The organism is Anaerosacchariphilus polymeriproducens, assembly GCF_003363435.1.
In the GTDB taxonomy this organism is placed as follows: Bacteria; Bacillota; Clostridia; order Lachnospirales; family Lachnospiraceae; genus Anaerosacchariphilus; species Anaerosacchariphilus polymeriproducens.
The window spans coordinates 1-16,996 of sequence record NZ_QRCT01000028.1 but is presented as its reverse complement, the minus strand read 5'-3'; the positions used below and the strand labels follow the sequence as shown (position 1 = coordinate 16,996).

15 protein-coding genes are annotated in these 16,996 nt (G+C 34.1%); all 15 read right to left on the bottom strand.

What is annotated here, in order from left to right:
• Positions 1-13 precede the first annotated feature (13 nt).
• Complete coding sequence (locus DWV06_RS09790) at positions 14-193, bottom strand: DUF4250 domain-containing protein (protein ID WP_193726013.1); 180 nt, start codon at positions 191-193, stop codon at positions 14-16.
• A gap of 10 nt (positions 194-203) precedes the next feature.
• Positions 204-2,789 (bottom strand): ATP-dependent chaperone ClpB, encoded by a 2,586-nt coding sequence (clpB, locus tag DWV06_RS09785; protein ID WP_115482006.1) that lies wholly within the window; start codon positions 2,787-2,789, stop codon positions 204-206.
• A 106-nt stretch (positions 2,790-2,895) separates the two neighbouring features.
• Positions 2,896-3,786, bottom strand: a complete 891-nt coding sequence (locus DWV06_RS09780; protein WP_115482005.1) for an SPL family radical SAM protein — start codon at positions 3,784-3,786, stop codon at positions 2,896-2,898.
• A gap of 105 nt (positions 3,787-3,891) precedes the next feature.
• On the bottom strand, positions 3,892-4,692 hold the full coding sequence (locus tag DWV06_RS09775) for a YhfC family intramembrane metalloprotease (RefSeq protein WP_115482004.1): 801 nt from the start codon (positions 4,690-4,692) through the stop codon (positions 3,892-3,894).
• A 13-nt stretch (positions 4,693-4,705) separates the two neighbouring features.
• The gene (locus tag DWV06_RS09770; RefSeq protein WP_115482003.1) at positions 4,706-6,010 is read right to left on the bottom strand and encodes an ATP-binding protein; all 1,305 of its coding nucleotides are present in this window, start codon (positions 6,008-6,010) and stop codon (positions 4,706-4,708) included.
• A 12-nt stretch (positions 6,011-6,022) separates the two neighbouring features.
• Positions 6,023-6,871: an aldo/keto reductase gene (locus DWV06_RS09765; RefSeq protein WP_115482002.1), complete on the bottom strand. Its 849-nt coding sequence runs from the start codon at positions 6,869-6,871 to the stop codon at positions 6,023-6,025.
• 21 nt (positions 6,872-6,892) lie between these two features.
• Positions 6,893-7,630: a tRNA pseudouridine(38-40) synthase TruA gene (gene truA / locus DWV06_RS09760; protein WP_115482001.1), complete on the bottom strand. Its 738-nt coding sequence runs from the start codon at positions 7,628-7,630 to the stop codon at positions 6,893-6,895.
• Between the two features lie 16 nt (positions 7,631-7,646).
• On the bottom strand, positions 7,647-8,756 hold the full coding sequence (gene ytvI / locus DWV06_RS09755) for a sporulation integral membrane protein YtvI (protein WP_115482000.1): 1,110 nt from the start codon (positions 8,754-8,756) through the stop codon (positions 7,647-7,649).
• Positions 8,757-8,902: 146 nt separating this feature from the next.
• Entirely contained in the window at positions 8,903-9,490 is a 588-nt protein-coding gene (yihA, locus tag DWV06_RS09750) for a ribosome biogenesis GTP-binding protein YihA/YsxC (protein ID WP_115481999.1), read from the bottom strand.
• 16 nt (positions 9,491-9,506) lie between these two features.
• Positions 9,507-11,828 (bottom strand): endopeptidase La, encoded by a 2,322-nt coding sequence (gene lon / locus DWV06_RS09745; protein ID WP_115481998.1) that lies wholly within the window; start codon positions 11,826-11,828, stop codon positions 9,507-9,509.
• Positions 11,829-11,898: 70 nt separating this feature from the next.
• The gene (clpX, locus tag DWV06_RS09740; RefSeq protein ID WP_115481997.1) at positions 11,899-13,200 is read right to left on the bottom strand and encodes an ATP-dependent Clp protease ATP-binding subunit ClpX; all 1,302 of its coding nucleotides are present in this window, start codon (positions 13,198-13,200) and stop codon (positions 11,899-11,901) included.
• 73 nt (positions 13,201-13,273) lie between these two features.
• Positions 13,274-13,855 carry an ATP-dependent Clp endopeptidase proteolytic subunit ClpP gene (clpP, locus tag DWV06_RS09735; RefSeq protein WP_115481996.1) on the bottom strand — a complete coding sequence of 194 codons (582 nt, stop codon included), beginning with the start codon at positions 13,853-13,855 and terminating at the stop codon, positions 13,274-13,276.
• Positions 13,856-13,901: 46 nt separating this feature from the next.
• The gene (gene tig, locus DWV06_RS09730) at positions 13,902-15,305 is read right to left on the bottom strand and encodes a trigger factor (RefSeq protein ID WP_115481995.1); all 1,404 of its coding nucleotides are present in this window, start codon (positions 15,303-15,305) and stop codon (positions 13,902-13,904) included.
• Positions 15,306-15,516: 211 nt separating this feature from the next.
• The gene (locus DWV06_RS09725; protein WP_115481994.1) at positions 15,517-16,269 is read right to left on the bottom strand and encodes a DUF975 family protein; all 753 of its coding nucleotides are present in this window, start codon (positions 16,267-16,269) and stop codon (positions 15,517-15,519) included.
• A 25-nt stretch (positions 16,270-16,294) separates the two neighbouring features.
• Positions 16,295-16,840, bottom strand: a complete 546-nt coding sequence (locus DWV06_RS09720) for a DJ-1 family glyoxalase III (protein ID WP_115481993.1) — start codon at positions 16,838-16,840, stop codon at positions 16,295-16,297.
• Between the last annotated feature and the right edge of the window lie 156 nt (positions 16,841-16,996).

Below are 16,996 nucleotides of genomic sequence, written 5' to 3'. Positions count from 1 at the left end.
TTTCCTTTTGTATTTATACAAATTGATTACATTTGGGATTATACTCGTAATCAATGGTTTCAAGAGTATTAATAATCCTTTCGGGTTCCACGCATAAACAATTACAGAATTCATCAAAGTTCTCATAATGATCTCGCAACTGCGTGTTTACATAACTTAACAAAACGGCCGGATCTTTGGGTAACATTTTCAATTCCTCTCTTCTATTTTTCTACACGAGCAATTAATTGTCCTTCATTTTCGTCAATCATTATTTTTTCACCTATACTTACATCACCTTGTAAAATCAACTTAGCTGATAATGTTTCTACATGCTTTTGTAAATATCGTTTCAATGGTCTTGCTCCATAAATAGGATCATATCCATGTTCAACAATAAATTCTTTTGCTCTGTCTGTTAATTCAACACAAATTTCTCTGTCTTGCAAGCGTTGATTCAATTCTTGAACCAACAAATTAATTATCATACCAATATTAGATTTTGTCAACGGTTTAAACATAATAATTTCATCTAAACGATTCAAAAATTCAGGTCTGAAACTTCCACGTAATTGATTCATGACCAGTTTTTCATTTTCTTCTTTGATTTCACCATTTTGATCAATTCCATCCAAAAGATACTCAGAACCTATATTAGATGTCATAATTAAAATTGTATTCTTGAAATCTACGGTTCGTCCTTGTGAATCTGTAATTCTACCATCATCCAATACTTGCAATAACACATTAAAAACGTCAGGATGAGCTTTTTCTATTTCATCAAATAATACTACAGAATATGGTTTTCTTCTTACCGCTTCCGAAAGCTGACCACCTTCCTCATATCCTACATATCCTGGAGGTGCTCCAATTAATCTGGATACAGAAAATTTTTCCATATATTCACTCATATCAATACGAACCATGTTCTGCTCATCATCAAACAGACTAGCTGCTAACGCTTTGGCTAATTCTGTTTTTCCTACACCTGTAGGACCTAAGAATAGGAAAGACCCTATTGGTTTTGATGGATCTTTAATCCCAGCTTTTGATCGAATGATCGCTTCTGTAACTTTGGATACTCCTTCTTCCTGTCCAACGACACGATTATGAAGTTCCTTATCCAAATGCAAAATCTTGGTTCTTTCATTTTCAGTAAGTTTGGAAACCGGAATTCCCGTCCATCTGGAAATAATTTTTGCAATCTCTTCATCCGTTACACTTTCATGAACCAAACTTAAATCCTGTTTTTTAATTTTACTTTCTTCAATTTGCAACTCCTCTTCAAGTTTTGGCAACGTACCGTATTGTAATTCTGCTGCCTTCTCTAAATCATAATTCATCTTTGCCTTTTGGATTTCATTATTCAGAGATTCTATTTCCTCTCTTAATTTCTGGAGTTTTTCAACAGATTTCTTCTCATTATCCCATTGTGTCTTACTAGCAATAAATTGGTCTCTTAGTTCAGCCATTTCTCTCTGCAGATTTTGCAAACGTTCTTTACTCAGACGATCCGTCTCTTTTTTCAACGCCGCTTCTTCAATTTCCATTTGCATAATTCGTCTTTGTAATTCATCTAACTCTGTAGGCATGGAATCTAACTCCGTTTTTATCAAAGCACATGCCTCATCTACTAAATCAATGGCCTTATCTGGTAAAAACCGATCTGCTATATACCGATGTGAAAGTACTGCTGCCGATACCAAAGCAGCATCCATAATTTTCACTCCATGGAAAACTTCATAACGTTCCTTTAATCCCCTTAAGATTGAAATCGTATCTTCTACTGTCGGTTCATCTACCATGACAGGTTGGAAACGTCGTTCTAAAGCAGCATCTTTCTCAATGTACTGACGATATTCATCTAGTGTAGTCGCTCCAATACAATGTAGTTCACCTCTTGCAAGCATAGGTTTCAACATATTCCCTGCATCCATCGCACCATCTGTCTTACCTGCACCTACTATCGTATGAAGCTCATCAATAAACAGAATAATCCTTCCTTCACTCTTTTTGACCTCTTCAAGTACAGCTTTTAAACGTTCTTCAAATTCACCACGATATTTTGCGCCTGCAACCAATGCTCCCATATCTAGAGCAAAAAGTTTCTTATCCTTCAAGCCTTCCGGGACATCACCACGAACAATTCTTTGTGCCAGCCCCTCTACTACTGCTGTTTTTCCTACCCCTGGTTCTCCGATTAGAACAGGGTTGTTCTTTGTCTTCCTTGAGAGAATGCGTATAACATTACGAATCTCCGCATCCCTTCCGATGACAGGATCTAATTTTTGTTCTTTCGCCCGTTCTACCATATCAAAACCATATTTCGACAGTGTATCATAAGTAGCCTCCGGATTATCGGTGGTTACTCTCTGATTTCCACGAACTGTAGCTAAAGCCTGCAAAAAACGATCTCTCGTTATACCATACTCTTTCCAGATTTCTTTCATTGCAGAATTTGAATACTTTAATAATGCTAAAAACAAGTGTTCCACAGATACATATTCATCACCCATTTGTTCTGCTTCATCCTCAGCATGGATTAGAACCTTATTTAAATTCTGACCAACAAAGATCTGACCTCCTGATACTTTGGTACGTTTACTAAGATATTCTATGGCCTTATTTCTGAAATGGTCTTTATCTATTTCCATTTTTTCAATTAGTTTTATAATAAGACTGTCTTCCTGTGTCAATAAGCTGACTAATAAGTGTTCTTGTTCTATTTCTTGATTCCCATATTCATAAGCAAGTTTTTCACATCCATTCACTGCTTCAATGGATTTTTGCGTAAATTTGTTAATATTCATAATCTTACCTCCTAACCTAATAGACATATGACTGTTCTATAATATATATAACAAATAATACACAGTAATGCAAGTACTTTATACTTTTTTAATTAATTAACAAAATCTAAAACAAACTAATCTGCTGATAGTCCCTTTTCTTCTTGTAATTTTCTATTATGTCTTCCATTTTATAGAAAAGACCATATTGCTTACACTCATCTTCTAATATTTTCTGCAAATGTCTACTTTTTAAACTATTACAAAAATACGCATCCTTGTATTGTTCCCTGTATTTAGAAGTAAGTCCTTCAAATTTATTATTTAGCTGTTCATAAAAATATTCTCTTTGATTTTCTCTAAGCGTAACCCCATACATACCATAAACAAATTTTGCACCATTTTCATAAGCTAACCTTACAATTTCTTTAATATTTTCTTCTGTATCCGTAATAAAGGGCAATAGCGGTGCCAATAAAACACCGCAAAAGATCCCTTCTCGGCTTAATTCCTTAATTGTCTCAAATCTTTTTGAACTTGCATTTACATTTGGCTCTATTATTTTTGATAATAAATCATCTGCTGTAGTAATTGTAAGTTTAACAATACCCGAATGTCTATTTACTATTCTCTGAATGATATCGATATCTCTGGTTACTAGTGCACTTTTGGTATCAATAGATATCCCGAAACCAAACTCATCAATTAATTCAAGTGCTCTTCTTGTTACTTTCAACTTAGCTTCGTATGGGTTGTAAGTATCAGACATGGCACCGATTCCAATTACACCTTTCATCTTTTTAGACTTTAATTCTCTCCTCAATATTTCAGAAGTATTTTCTTTTACTCGTACTCTGTCAAAATCCTCAATCTGATAGCAGTTACTTCGACTGTCACAATAAATACATCCGTGAGAACAACCTTTATACAAATTTATATTATAATCTATCCCAAACCATTTGTTATTATCATACTTCACTTTCTGAACTAATGTTTTGGCCTGTATCTCTTCTATCATGAAAATGATCCTCCCAATATTTAAAAAACCATTACACTAGATAACTAGTGTAACAGTCTTTCAGTAAATCAAGTTACATTATTAGGGCTTGAATAATAACAACATCTATTCCTTTTTATAAACCTTAGAAGCATAAATTGCGACTGCAATAACAAATACAGCAATTATAACTTCCATAACTAATATACTTGAAATAATCCCTTTTTGTGCAAAAACTGCAATAATGTCTATCAATGCATGCAAAATAATTGCAAGTGGGAACAAAAATTTATTTCTCGAATTTTTTACAGCTACAAATACTAAAACAGAAAGAGAGACATGTAAAATAACTGCAGCTACTCTTTCTTCAAAAGTGATTAGATAGAGATAACTTTGAGACGTAATCAATGACTCAAGACCCGTTTTTGTTGTTTCCTTTGCACTTTCCGGTACAAGCGCTAAGATTCCTTCAATCCCTTGAGAATTAATCATAATGGAAGTGGCTAGTGCATTTAACATAGAGAGCCCTCCGAGTATAATCATCTCAATTCCACCATGTCCAATTCCATATGTTATAGCATTTATTTTCTTATCGTGCTTTTTTAATAAAAATTTAAAAGCAACGTATCTTCCTGTCTCTTCAAATATACCTGCTGCTAAACCTGCATAAAGAGCATATATCCAGACATTATTATTAACAAATCGACTTAATGGCGAATCAATAACAAGGAATATAGAATGACATATCTGCTCTAGTATTAGAGCAAATACAATAAAAATACCGGCTCCAACTAAAGTTGGCATTAATTTAGCTTTCGTCTTTATTCTCACTACAATCATCAAAACAATTGGAGTTAAAAAACATAATATTGCTGAAACAACCATAAAAATAATAGATGTCATTGGTACTTGATTTACATTTGTCATAAAGCCCTCCTCTTTATAAGTTTTTTCCTGCTATATTTAGTATAAACTGCTGTGCCGTTCTTCCTGAGATACCTCCATGACTAAGTTCCCATTTATTCGCTTCCTCACACAACTTTTCATCCGATAGAGTGATTTCCGGATTCTTCTGAGCCAAACCTTTCACAATTTCAAAAAATTCTTTTTGAGAAGGCTTGGAATAATTTATCGTAACACCAAATCTGGAAACTAAGGAAAGCTTTTCCTGCACAGTATCGGAACGATGTAGTTCATCTTTCGATATATCAGAGCGGTCAGACCATGTCTCTCGAATCAAATGTCTTCTATTCGAAGTCGCGTATATCAGAACATTGTCCGGTTTTGTCTCTAATCCACCTTCAATAACAGCTTTTAAATACTTATATTCAATTTCAAACTCTTCAAACGATAAATCATCCATGAAAATGATAAATTTGTAATTGCGATTCTTAATTTGAGCAATGACAGAGGTCAAATCCTGGAACTGATGTTTGTATATTTCAATCATTCTAAGGCCCTGTTCATAATACTCATTTAAAATCGCTTTGATACTGGTCGATTTACCTGTTCCACTGTCTCCGAACAATAAGCAGTTATTTGCCTTCCTACCGGCGACAAACGCCTCTGTATTTTCAATTAACTTCTTCTTTTGAATTTCATATCCAATTAAATCATTTAATCTAACATCATCAATATTTTTAATTGGACAAAGTTCAACTCCCATATCAGAATGATGAACACGAAACGCTTTATTTAAACCAAATTTACCTACTCCATAGGTTTGATAGAACCCAGTTACAATTTTAAATACCTCTTCGGTATTCTTCGATTGGTTTATTTCCCTGCTCAAAACTTTTACCTTATCACTTACACTTTTATTATAACGCTGTTCATGTTTTTCTATAGAATGATAGTCTAAAATAGTACGAAAACAATCGATTCCTAAATCCATCTCCAGCCTTGAAAAATCATAATCAAAAAGGTGTTTGAAAATTTCAAAATCATTCAAAGCAAATTTATTAACCGTCCCGTCTTTTGCTCCTGCTTTCTCTGATGTAATACTAAATGGATTTTCATTCGTAGCTAAAATATAGGCTAAATAGCAATGCCACAGATTATAGTCAAATCCATATTGTGTAGCAATCTCCAAAAGCTTATTAATCTCTTTATAAATATCGTTGATTAAGGTATCTCTATTAAAATCTTTACGATCGAACTTTTCACAAATCTTAGCCAGATTCGTTAAAATTCCTTGTGGCTCTAAATTCCTGTAAATCACTAACTTTGATATTTCTTTATACATGTTTGTGCTCCTTTATAGAAATTTAACCCTTTCTCGATCCGGATGCTCCCCTGACCAGCCTGTCTGAGGCATTTTTTGTATCCGTTCCATATCTTCTTCTTGTATTTCAAAATGAAATACATCTAAATTATTTAACATTCTTTCATAATTGGACGACTTAGGAAGGGGCATTACCTGTTGCTGTATCGCAAATCGCAGGCAGATTTGTGCCACACTTACTTGGTATTTTTCTGCTAATTCTACTAATAATGGGTCTTCAAATAATTTTGTTCTTCCCAAAGGGCTCCAAGCCTGAACTACAATATCATTTTTCTGGCTATATAATACAGCTTCTGCTTGTATGTATCCAGGATGAAATTCTAATTGGTTTATCATAGGCTGCACTTTTGCTTTTTCCATAATCACATCAAGATGATGCGGCAGGAAATTACTAACGCCAATTGCTTTAACCAAACCAGCTTCATAACATTCTTCCATAGCTTTCCATGTATCCAATAATTTTACTTTCCAATTTTCATCCTGTATATCCGCCTTAGGCCAATGTACCAAATATACATCAATATAATTCATTTGTAAACGCTTTAACGACGCTTTACATGCATTTAAAGTGTTCTCATAACCCATTTCTTCCTTCCAGACTTTTGAAGCGATCTGAAAGCTTTCTCTCGGCAGATTACTAGCATTTAATACACTTCCTAATTTTTCTTCATTTCCATAAAAAGAAGCAGTGTCAAAATAACGATTGCCCGCTCGAATTGCATCTTCAAATTCTTTAATATCACGAGCTTGTGTTGATTTGTACGTTCCGAATCCAATTGTTGGAATCTGCATGTGATTTCTTAATTCTAGCATTTTTTTCATTCTAGTACCTCCGTTTTCTGTCTAATATTGTACATTTAATAGTGTTAAACCTTGCGCAGGCATGGTTCCGGCTGCCAATTCACGATTTTTCGCTTCCATAATCGTTGGCATTTCTTTTGGTTTTCGTTTTCCCTCTCCAACTTCTACTAGAGTCCCCACCATAATCCGAATCATATTATATAAAAAACCGTTTCCGCAAAAAATAAATTGTATCTCATCTCCTATTTTCAAAATATCGATTTTATAAATAATTCTATCTGTAGATTTTTTCATCCTCTTATTCGCACAAAAACTTTTAAAATCATGTTGTCCAATCAAATAAGCAGATGCTTCCTTCATTTTTTCTATATCCAGTTTTTGGGGACAATGATATAAAAATCTGCGGTCTAAGACATTCGGGATTTCAGAATTCCAAATCCGATACATGTATGTCTTCTTCTTTGCATGTAACCGGCTGTGAAAATTCAGCGGCACTTCTTCTATATGCACTACTCCAATATCCTGTGGCAAATAAGTATTCAGATACTCAAGAATTTCTTCTTTGGTCTTTTTTGTATCTGCCTTAAAATTCGCTGTCTGGCCTTTGGCATGTACCCCTGCGTCCGTCCTTCCGGATCCGTGAATTTCCACAGGCTGACCCAGCATTTTACACAAAACGCCTTCCAATTTGGCCTGTATTGTATTCGTTGTGTTACCCTGGGACTGCCACCCACTATATTTCGTCCCTTCATATTGTATAATTAATTTATAGTTCTTCATATGAAACCTTTACCATTTATATTTTTCTAAATTTATTTAAGTCGCTAATCAGTTCCTTAATATTTCGAATTGTAAAATCAAACAACCCTGCTTCATAAAGCCGAATCACAATCATAGCTGCGGGTACAGCCAGCAACATCCCTAGTACACCGCTAAATTTATAACCGCCATATATAAAAATCAAAGCCAACATTGGATTAAGTCCAATAGAGTCTCCCAACACTTTAGGCTGTATCAGCTGTCTGACTAATTGAGTAACGCCATATAGAATTAGTAATCCGACTGCCATTTTATAATCAGAAGATAATAACTCCAGTACTGCCCATGGCACTAAAACTGTTCCTGTCCCAAAAAAAGGAAGCATATCTAAAAACGCAATTAAAAGGGCTAAAATAACTACATAATTCACATTCAAAATTAATAGGCCAACCAGCAAAATAATTGCAACTACCACCATAATTTTCAACTGTGCCTTAAAATAGCCGCCAACTACTTCTTTCAAACTGTTATTAATAATTGACATTTTTTCCTGAAATGATTTTGGCATATGCTTTCTCCAAAATCCCAAAATTTGTTCTCTTTGTGCAATAAAAAAATAAGAAGATAAAAATGTTACAATAATTGCAATCAAAGTAGATGGTATATTTCTGGCAAAATCACCTGCAGCCTCAACAGTTGGAGCCCCTAAGGATTTTACAAAATCACCCAGTTCATTACTCAGTTCTCTACCCGAGTCAGAAATTTGTTTTTGCATATTTTTCGGAAGCTTTTGATATACTCCCTCAAAGTTGTCTGCCGTATCATAAAACTGCTTTTCTAACTCACTATAAATTTGAGGTGCGTTCCCTATTAGTTTTTCTCCTTCATACATAACTTTGCTGACAGTAGCATAACCAAGGAAAACAATAAATCCAATTACCAGAACAATTATAATGACAGAACTATGTTTCCGTACTATTTTAACCTTACTCTCCAGCCACCGTACCAGTGGATTGGCGATAAGTGAAATAATCCACCCAATAACAAAAGGCATAAATAATGTAATTAACTTTGGAATAATAAGAATACATACCAATATCACTAGAATCGGCAATAAGATATTGATTAAAATTTTCAAATATTTCATAGGCTTTTTCTTTGTTTTAACATGTTCCTTTCTACGATATCTAATTCATATTTTATTATAACGCTTTTTCCTATCTCTTCCTAGTTAATTTTTATTAAAAAATAAGAAAAATGGAAGATGTTACAAAACAACTTCCATTTCATTCTTTATTCTTCCATTAAACGCTCCATCAAATTCCATATTTCTTCCCTTCCCTGCTTCGTTTGAGCTGAAAAAGGCAGAACTAAAGTTTCATCCAGTACTTGTAATCCTTCTTTTATCATTTTAATATGTTTTTGAACTTGACTACGCTTTATCTTATCCAACTTGGTCGCTATAATAATAGGATTATATCCATTATGAACAATCCAATTATACATTATTTTATCATTTTCAGAGGGATTATGGCGAATGTCTATCAAAAGGAATACTGCTTTCAACTGTTTAGAACCATGAAGATAACGCTCTATAAGTTTTCCCCATTTTTCTTTTTCTGACTTTGCCACTTTTGCATACCCATATCCTGGCAAGTCTACTAAATACAAAGCATCATTAATATTATAAAAATTAATGGTTTGAGTTTTCCCTGGCTGTGATGATGTTCTTGCCAATCCTTTTCGATTCATCAATGCATTAATTAAAGAGGATTTTCCTACATTTGATTTTCCTGCAAATGCAAGCTCGGGTCTTTCATTTTCGGGAAGAACACTTGTAATTCCACAAACAATATCCAGACTGACATTTTTTATAACCATTTTTCTCTCCTCTTTTCTATTCTTCTACTAAAGCTGTATCCAGCACTTCCTGCATCCTGGCTGCATAGATGATATCGACTCCTTTTTTAATCTCATTAGAAATTTCAACAACATCTCTTCTGTTTTTTTCCGGTACGATAACCGTTTTGATACCAGCATTCTTAGCAGCTAGAATTTTTTCTTTCAGTCCTCCAATTGGAAGGACTCTTCCTCTAAGAGTAATTTCACCTGTCATTGCAACATCAGCCCTTACTTTTTTGTTTGTAATCGCTGAAATCATTGCGGTAGCCATAGTTATTCCGGCAGATGGTCCATCTTTTGGAACCGCCCCTTCCGGAATATGTATATGGATATCATGTTCCTTGAAAAACTCTTTTGAAATTTTATATTCTTCACTCTTTGAACGAATAAAACTAATGCCTGTCCTAGCGGATTCTTTCATAACATCTCCAAGTTGACCTGTTAATTGAACTTCGCCTTTTCCGGGCATAATATTCACTTCTATCTGTAACGTATCTCCACCAACACTAGTCCATGCAAGTCCGCGAACAATACCTACTTCATCTGTTTCATTCGCCATATCATAAGTGTATCGGGATTTCCCCAAATATTTTACCAAATTACTTTCTGTAATTTTAATAGTTTTTTTATTATCTTCAATAATTTCTCTTGCAGCCTTTCTGCATATTTCCCCAATTTTTCGTTCAAGATTACGGACTCCTGCTTCTTTTGTATAACCACGGATTATTAAATCTAATGCATGTTTACTAATCGTCAATTGTTTCTCTGTTAAACCATGTTTTTCAATCTGTTTCACAAGCAAGTGTTCTTTCGCAATATGAACTTTCTCATTCTCTGTATAACTGGTTACCTCTATAATTTCCATACGGTCATATAAAGGTCTTGGAATCTTCTGTGCTTCATTTGCTGTCGCTATAAATAAAACTTCAGATAAATCCAAAGGCAGTTCAATATAATGATCTCTGAACTTAGAATTCTGCTCAGAATCTAATACTTCCAACAAAGCTGAAGAAGTATCTCCTTTATAATCACTGCTCACTTTATCAATTTCATCTAATAGTATCAAAGGATTCTTTACACCCGCAGTGCGTAATCCATTTGCAAGCCTTCCCGGCATTGCTCCTACATAAGTCTTGCGATGTCCACGAATTTCTGCCTCATCTCTGACACCACCCAGACTAATTCTTACATACTTCTTTTCTAAAGCCCTAGCTACAGAACGAGCGATTGAAGTTTTACCGGTTCCCGGAGGTCCAACTAAACATATAATAGGACTATTTCCTCCTTTGGTAAGATTCCTGACAGCCAGAAATTCCAGTACTCTTTCTTTCACTTTCTCTAATCCATAATGATCTTCGTCCAGAATTTTTTGAGCGTTTTTTATATCTTTATTCTCTTTAGACAGCTTATCCCATGGTAACTCTAAAAGTGTCTCTATATATCCACGAATTACAGCATGTTCAGAAGAATTTGCAGAAGTGCTTTTAAAACGTTCAATTTCCTTTTTAATTTTATCTTTTACTTCTTTATTTGCCTTTAATTTTTCAAGCGCCTCAACATATTGTTCGGCTTCTAAACTAGGATTGGACTCACCTAATTCTTCTTGAATCAATTTGATTTGCTCACGCAAAATATATTCTTTTTGATTTCTATCTACACGTTCTTTCACCTTGGTTTGAAATTCATTTTTAATTTTTAGTATCTCAATTTCATTACTCAAAAGAACACATAATAATTCATATCTTTCTTCTACGTTTATAGTTTCTAATAATTGTTGCTTCTCTTCATAATGAAGTGGTGTACTATTACTGATTTCATCCAGAACTTCTACAAAATCATCCAAATCCTCTAACTGCCTCAACAAATCTTTACCCACCCGTTGATTAGCCAAACAATATTTTGTAAAAATTTCCTTTAATGACCTGCACATAGCTTCCTTTTTAGGAGTTGGAATTTCTTCATTTGCATCTTGGTCAAAAAGAACTATCTCAGACATTAAAAACTCCTGATCGTCCTCAAAACGAGATAATTCAGCTCTTTCAATGCCTTCCACTAAAACCCTTGCAATATTTTTAGGTAATTTTATCACTTGTTTAATTTTAGCCAAAACACCTATTTTATAGACATCCTCTAATGATGGATCTTCCACCTCAAAATTTTTTTGCGTAACCAAAAAAATCTCCTGACCATTCATCATTGCATTTTCAACGGCTTTTATTGATTTTTCTCTGCTGACATCAAAATGAACAACCATTTTAGGAAGAATTGTCATTCCTCTGAGTGCAACAGTCGGTAATACCTGAATAAGATCCCTCATTTTATCATCTCCTTTTCCTTAGACTGTACGCATAAATAGCAAAGAGGAAGATGTGAAGCTTCCTCCACATCTACGCACTTTCATTCGATGATTTCTTTAAAATTTTATGAGTTATGGGCTTTTTACGGGATTCCGGTTTTTCTTCACGATAAACAATTTCGGCTTCAGAAATCCCCTCCACTGTTTCTTTTGTAATGATGCACTTTGCAATTTTTTCATTTGATGGTACAAAGTACATTAAGTCCATTACAGTATTTTCCATGATTGAACGTAATCCTCTTGCACCTGTCTTTTGCTTTAAGGCCTTTTTGGCAATCGCTTCTACTGCTTCTTTTTCAAATGAAAGTTTTACATTATCTAATTCAAACAATTTTTTGTATTGTTTTATTAATGAATTTTTTGGCTTTTCTAAAATTTCAACTAGAGCCGCTTCATCCAATGCTTTTAAAGCTACTGTTACCGGAACACGTCCAATAAATTCCGGAATCAAACCAAATTTAACAAAATCTTGAGGAAGTGCCTGTTCAAATACTTCTCCTATATTTATATCCTTTTTATCAGAAATCTCTGCATTAAAACCTATTGATTTTTGATCTAATCTGGTTTCAATGATTTTATCTAAACCATCAAATGCACCTCCACAAATAAATAAAATATTCGTGGTATCTATTTGAATTAATTCCTGGTGAGGATGTTTTCTTCCTCCTTGAGGCGGTACCGATGCTACCGTTCCTTCCAGTATTTTCAAAAGTGCCTGTTGTACCCCTTCACCGGAAACGTCTCTGGTAATCGATGCATTTTCTGATTTTCTGGTGATTTTATCTATTTCGTCTATATATATAATTCCATATTGCGCTTTTTCTATGTCATAATCTGCTGCCTGGATAATTTTTAGTAAAATATTCTCAACATCTTCTCCTACATATCCAGCTTCTGTCAACGCTGTTGCATCTGCAATCGCAAATGGTACATTTAGTAACCTTGCTAATGTCTGTGCAAGTAATGTTTTTCCTGAACCAGTTGGTCCGAGCATTAATATATTACTTTTTTGAAGTTCAACATCTAAAGATTTTTCTGCCATTATTTTTTTATAATGATTATAAACCGCAACGGATAAAACCTTTTTCGCTTCATCTTGACCAATTACATATTCATCTAGAAACTTTTTGATTTCTTCAGGTTTTAATAAATTTATATCATCCGCTATCATGGAATCGTCTTCAAATTCTTCTTCAATTATTTCAGCACAAATATCGATACACTCATCACAAATATATGCCCCATTAGGTCCGGCAATCAATTTGCGTACCTGACTCTGCGTTTTACCACAAAATGAACAACTAATTCTGTCATCTATATTTTTTCCTGGCATTTTCACACCTCTATTCCTTATTTAAAATTGGGGACAGCCCTTATTTGTTCTGTCCCCTATCAACTTTCAACAATTATCTACTTGTTATAACACTATCAACGATTCCATAAGCCACAGCCTCATCAGCTGACATATAATAATCTCTTTCTGTGTCACGCTCAATTACTTCTATTGTCTGTCCGGTATTTGCTGCAAGAATTTTATTTAATTTTTCTTTTGTCTTTAAAATACTTTCTGCAACAATTTTAATATCAGTTGCTTGCCCTTTCGCACCACCGGAAGGTTGGTGTATCATAACTTCTGCATTCGGAAGTGCATATCTCTTTCCTTTTGTTCCTCCAGCCAATAAGAATGATCCCATACTGGCTGCCAGGCCTATACATATTGTAGATACATCACATTTAATATACTGCATGGTATCATAAATAGCCATTCCTGCTGTTACTACTCCACCTGGACTATTAATATATAAATTGATATCTTTTCCCGGATCTTCTGATTCTAGAAATAACAATTGAGCCACAATTAAACTCGCTGTTGTCTCGTTTACTTCTTCCCCTAAAAATATAATTCTATCCTTTAAAAGTCTAGAATAAATATCATAGGATCTCTCTCCTCTGCTCGTTTGCTCTATGACATAAGGTACTAAACTCATATGACACCCTCCCAACTTTTTAAGCTAATTTCTATTATCAAAACATTTATTCTGCTTCTGCATCTTTTTTCTTGGTTGTTCTTTTAGCGGTAGTTTTTTTGGGTGTATCTTCCTTATCAGCTGCTTTTTTCGTTGTTTTCTTAGCTGTTGTTTTTTTGGTTGCTTTTGTTTCTTTTGCAGCTTCACGAACAAAAGTTACTGCTTCACGGATTGCTAAATCCATCTTCATTTGCTCTTTTTCAGCTTCACCCATGTACTCTTTTAATTTATCGGCCTCCATTTGATACATTTTGGCCATATTTTCAATTTCTTCCTCTACTGCATCTTCAGAAACCTCAATATTTTCTGCCTTTACAATTGCTTCAAGAACTAATCTGCTTTGAATACGTTTTAAGGCATCCGGTCTCATCTGTTCTTTTAATGCATCCGTAGTCATACCGGTAAGTTGTAAATACTGTTCCATAGGAATTCCTTGCTGTTGAATTCTCATAGCAAAGTCATCAACCATTCTGCTTACCTGTGTTTCAATCATTGGATCCGGTATGTCCATTGTGGATCCTTCAATAATCTTTTCAATTATTTCATCTTCTTTTTTGCCTTGTGCTTCACTTTCTTTTCTTGCAATGATTTTAGCCTTAATATCAGCTTTGTATTCATCTAATGTATCAAATTCTGATACATCTTGTGCAAAATCATCATCCAATTCCGGTAATTCTTTTGTTTTTATTTCTTTAATTTTAACATTGAATGTTGCTTCTTTACCAGCTAGATCTTTTGAATGGTATTCTTTCGGGAAGGTAACATTTACTTCTACATCTTCACCAACACTTTTTCCAATCAGCTGTTCTTCAAATGTATCAATAAAGGAATGGGAGCCAATTACTAAAGGATGATTTTCTCCTTTTCCTCCTTCAAATGCATTTCCATCTGCAAATCCTTCATAATCAATTACAGCTGTATCACCATCTTGAATTGGTCTTCCTTCTACGGTAACTGTTCTTGCATTTTTTTCTCTTTCCTGACCAATGGATTCTTCTACTTCTTCGTCAGTCACTTCTACATTAACAGCTTCTACTTTGATACCTTTGTATTCACCCAATGTGACTTCCGGCTTCACAGCTACTTCTGCAGTAAAAATAAATTCTTTTCCTTTTTCAATTTGTGTTACATTGATATCGGGTTGTGATACAATATCTAATCCACTCTCTTCAACTGCTTTTTCATAAGCATTTGGAATTAAAGCATTTGCAGCATCTTCATAGAAAATACCTGCTCCATACATTTTTTCGATCATATTACGTGGTACTTTGCCTTTTCTAAATCCTGGAACACTGATTTTGCCTTTTTGTTTCATATATGCGCCTTGAATCGCCTTTTCTAACTCTTCAGCCGAAACTGTGATTGTAAGCTTAGCCATGTTCTTTTCTAGATTTTCTACCTGTAAACTCATATTACCTAAAATCCTCCTTAAAATATATATGTGAAAAGTTTTATCTCGCACTATACGCAATCATTTAGGAATTATATCACAACCAAATTAAAAATGCTAGTATTTTTCTTGAAAATACTTGAATTCTCTTATAAATCCTGACTTTTAACAAATAATTCTCCTAACAGGCAAAAAACCAGCCGTAAAATCGCAGGCCGGTCTTTCTACTCATTTATTCTTTATAGAAACCACTTAATTCAAAATCGTTCGTTATTCCTCTTTGCTTGATATCATTCTTTAGAAATGTATACAGTTCCATTTCTGTGGCTTTTATATATGGTCTAATAAAATAATGTCCAATACATGTAATGAAACCTAATATATTCCACAAAATAAATGATAAACCTAAAACAAAGGTATTCCACTTTTGTCCCCGCATCATTTCCCTGCTCAATTCAAATGCCCTTTCAGTACTTAATTGGGGATTTTCTGCAAGCAGCGATGGTATCATATAATACTCATAAGACTTTATAATTCCTGGTATTATAAACAATAAAGACCACAAAAAAATCTTTAAATCTCTTAAAAACATAATTTTGACACAATTTAAGTAATGACCATTTGTAAATCCATATACAATTTCACCAAGACTAGCTTTGTAATCACGGCTGCATAAATAAAATCTGTTTTCATTCATCTGCAATATATTTCCAACAAACGTCATATATAGCCCTGCTAAAATAAAAACCATTACAGCAATTCCTAATCCCAACATTATTATTGTATAATCAATGCTTGAAAGATAACCGTTCCATTCACCTGGTTGTGTAATTTTTTTATGATTTTCTCTATAATTAAAAATATTACTTCCACCACCGCCACCACCTGCAAATAGTGTAACAATAAAACTAATTAATACTGCAGGCCAATAAAAATTTACTAACCTTGTCTTCGCTTCTGCTTTCAACTGTACTCTCGTCCACATAACGAGCCCTCCTCATCTTAATGTATTAGTAAAGAATCGCTTCTTTGATTCTTGCCGCTTCCTCTTTATTCTTAAGAACTTCAATGATTGTAAGTGCAAATTCAATCGCTGTTCCAACTCCGCGGCTAGTAATAATATTGCCATCTACCTCCACTTTTTCTTGTGATACAGCGGCTCCTTCCAGTCTCTCTTCATTCCCGGGATAGCAGACCGCATGTTTTCCATTCAGCAGTCCCAAATCTCCTAATACTCTGGGCGCTGCACAAATAGCCGCAAGTTTCTTTTTCTCTTCTGCAAATTTTATAAGTAATTCATTTAATTCTTTATGCGCTTCCAGATTTAATGTCCCCGGCATACCCCCTGGTAATACCAGCATATCCACTTCATTAAAATCTACGTTTTCAAATAAAGTATCCGCTGTAATCTGAATACCATGAGCTCCTTCTATCTGCTTTTCTTTTGTAATAGATACCATATCCGTTTGGATGTCCGCTCTTCTCAAAAGATCTACAACGGTAAGACCCTCAACTTCTTCAAATCCATCTGCTAAGATTACGCTAACTCTTTTCATTTTTTGCTCCTTCCTATTTCTACACAATCTATTCTATCAAATCTACTATTATCTTTCTAGTATATTTTAATTTTATTTGTTATAATATAAAATGTTATTTTTTTCTAGTAAAAATGTCTAAATATTATAATATATAAAGAAAGACTAACTATTAAA

Coding starts and splice junctions, on each gene's coding strand:
- lon (WP_115481998.1), bottom strand. CDS start 11,828: ATGAGGGATCTTATTCAGGTATTACCGACTGTTGCACTCAGAGGAATG.
- clpB (WP_115482006.1), bottom strand. CDS start 2,789: ATGAATATTAACAAATTTACGCAAAAATCCATTGAAGCAGTGAATGGA.
- clpX (WP_115481997.1), bottom strand. CDS start 13,200: ATGCCAGGAAAAAATATAGATGACAGAATTAGTTGTTCATTTTGTGGT.
- DWV06_RS09765 (WP_115482002.1), bottom strand. CDS start 6,871: ATGAAAAAAATGCTAGAATTAAGAAATCACATGCAGATTCCAACAATT.
- DWV06_RS09775 (WP_115482004.1), bottom strand. CDS start 4,692: ATGACAAATGTAAATCAAGTACCAATGACATCTATTATTTTTATGGTT.
- tig (WP_115481995.1), bottom strand. CDS start 15,305: ATGAGTTTACAGGTAGAAAATCTAGAAAAGAACATGGCTAAGCTTACA.
- yihA (WP_115481999.1), bottom strand. CDS start 9,490: ATGGTTATAAAAAATGTCAGTCTGGATATTGTTTGTGGAATTACAAGT.
- DWV06_RS09780 (WP_115482005.1), bottom strand. CDS start 3,786: ATGATAGAAGAGATACAGGCCAAAACATTAGTTCAGAAAGTGAAGTAT.
- truA (WP_115482001.1), bottom strand. CDS start 7,630: ATGAAGAACTATAAATTAATTATACAATATGAAGGGACGAAATATAGT.
- DWV06_RS09725 (WP_115481994.1), bottom strand. CDS start 16,269: ATGTGGACGAGAGTACAGTTGAAAGCAGAAGCGAAGACAAGGTTAGTA.
- ytvI (WP_115482000.1), bottom strand. CDS start 8,756: ATGAAATATTTGAAAATTTTAATCAATATCTTATTGCCGATTCTAGTG.
- DWV06_RS09770 (WP_115482003.1), bottom strand. CDS start 6,010: ATGTATAAAGAAATATCAAAGTTAGTGATTTACAGGAATTTAGAGCCA.
- clpP (WP_115481996.1), bottom strand. CDS start 13,855: ATGAGTTTAGTACCTTATGTCATAGAGCAAACGAGCAGAGGAGAGAGA.
- DWV06_RS09720 (WP_115481993.1), bottom strand. CDS start 16,840: ATGAAAAGAGTTAGCGTAATCTTAGCAGATGGATTTGAAGAAGTTGAG.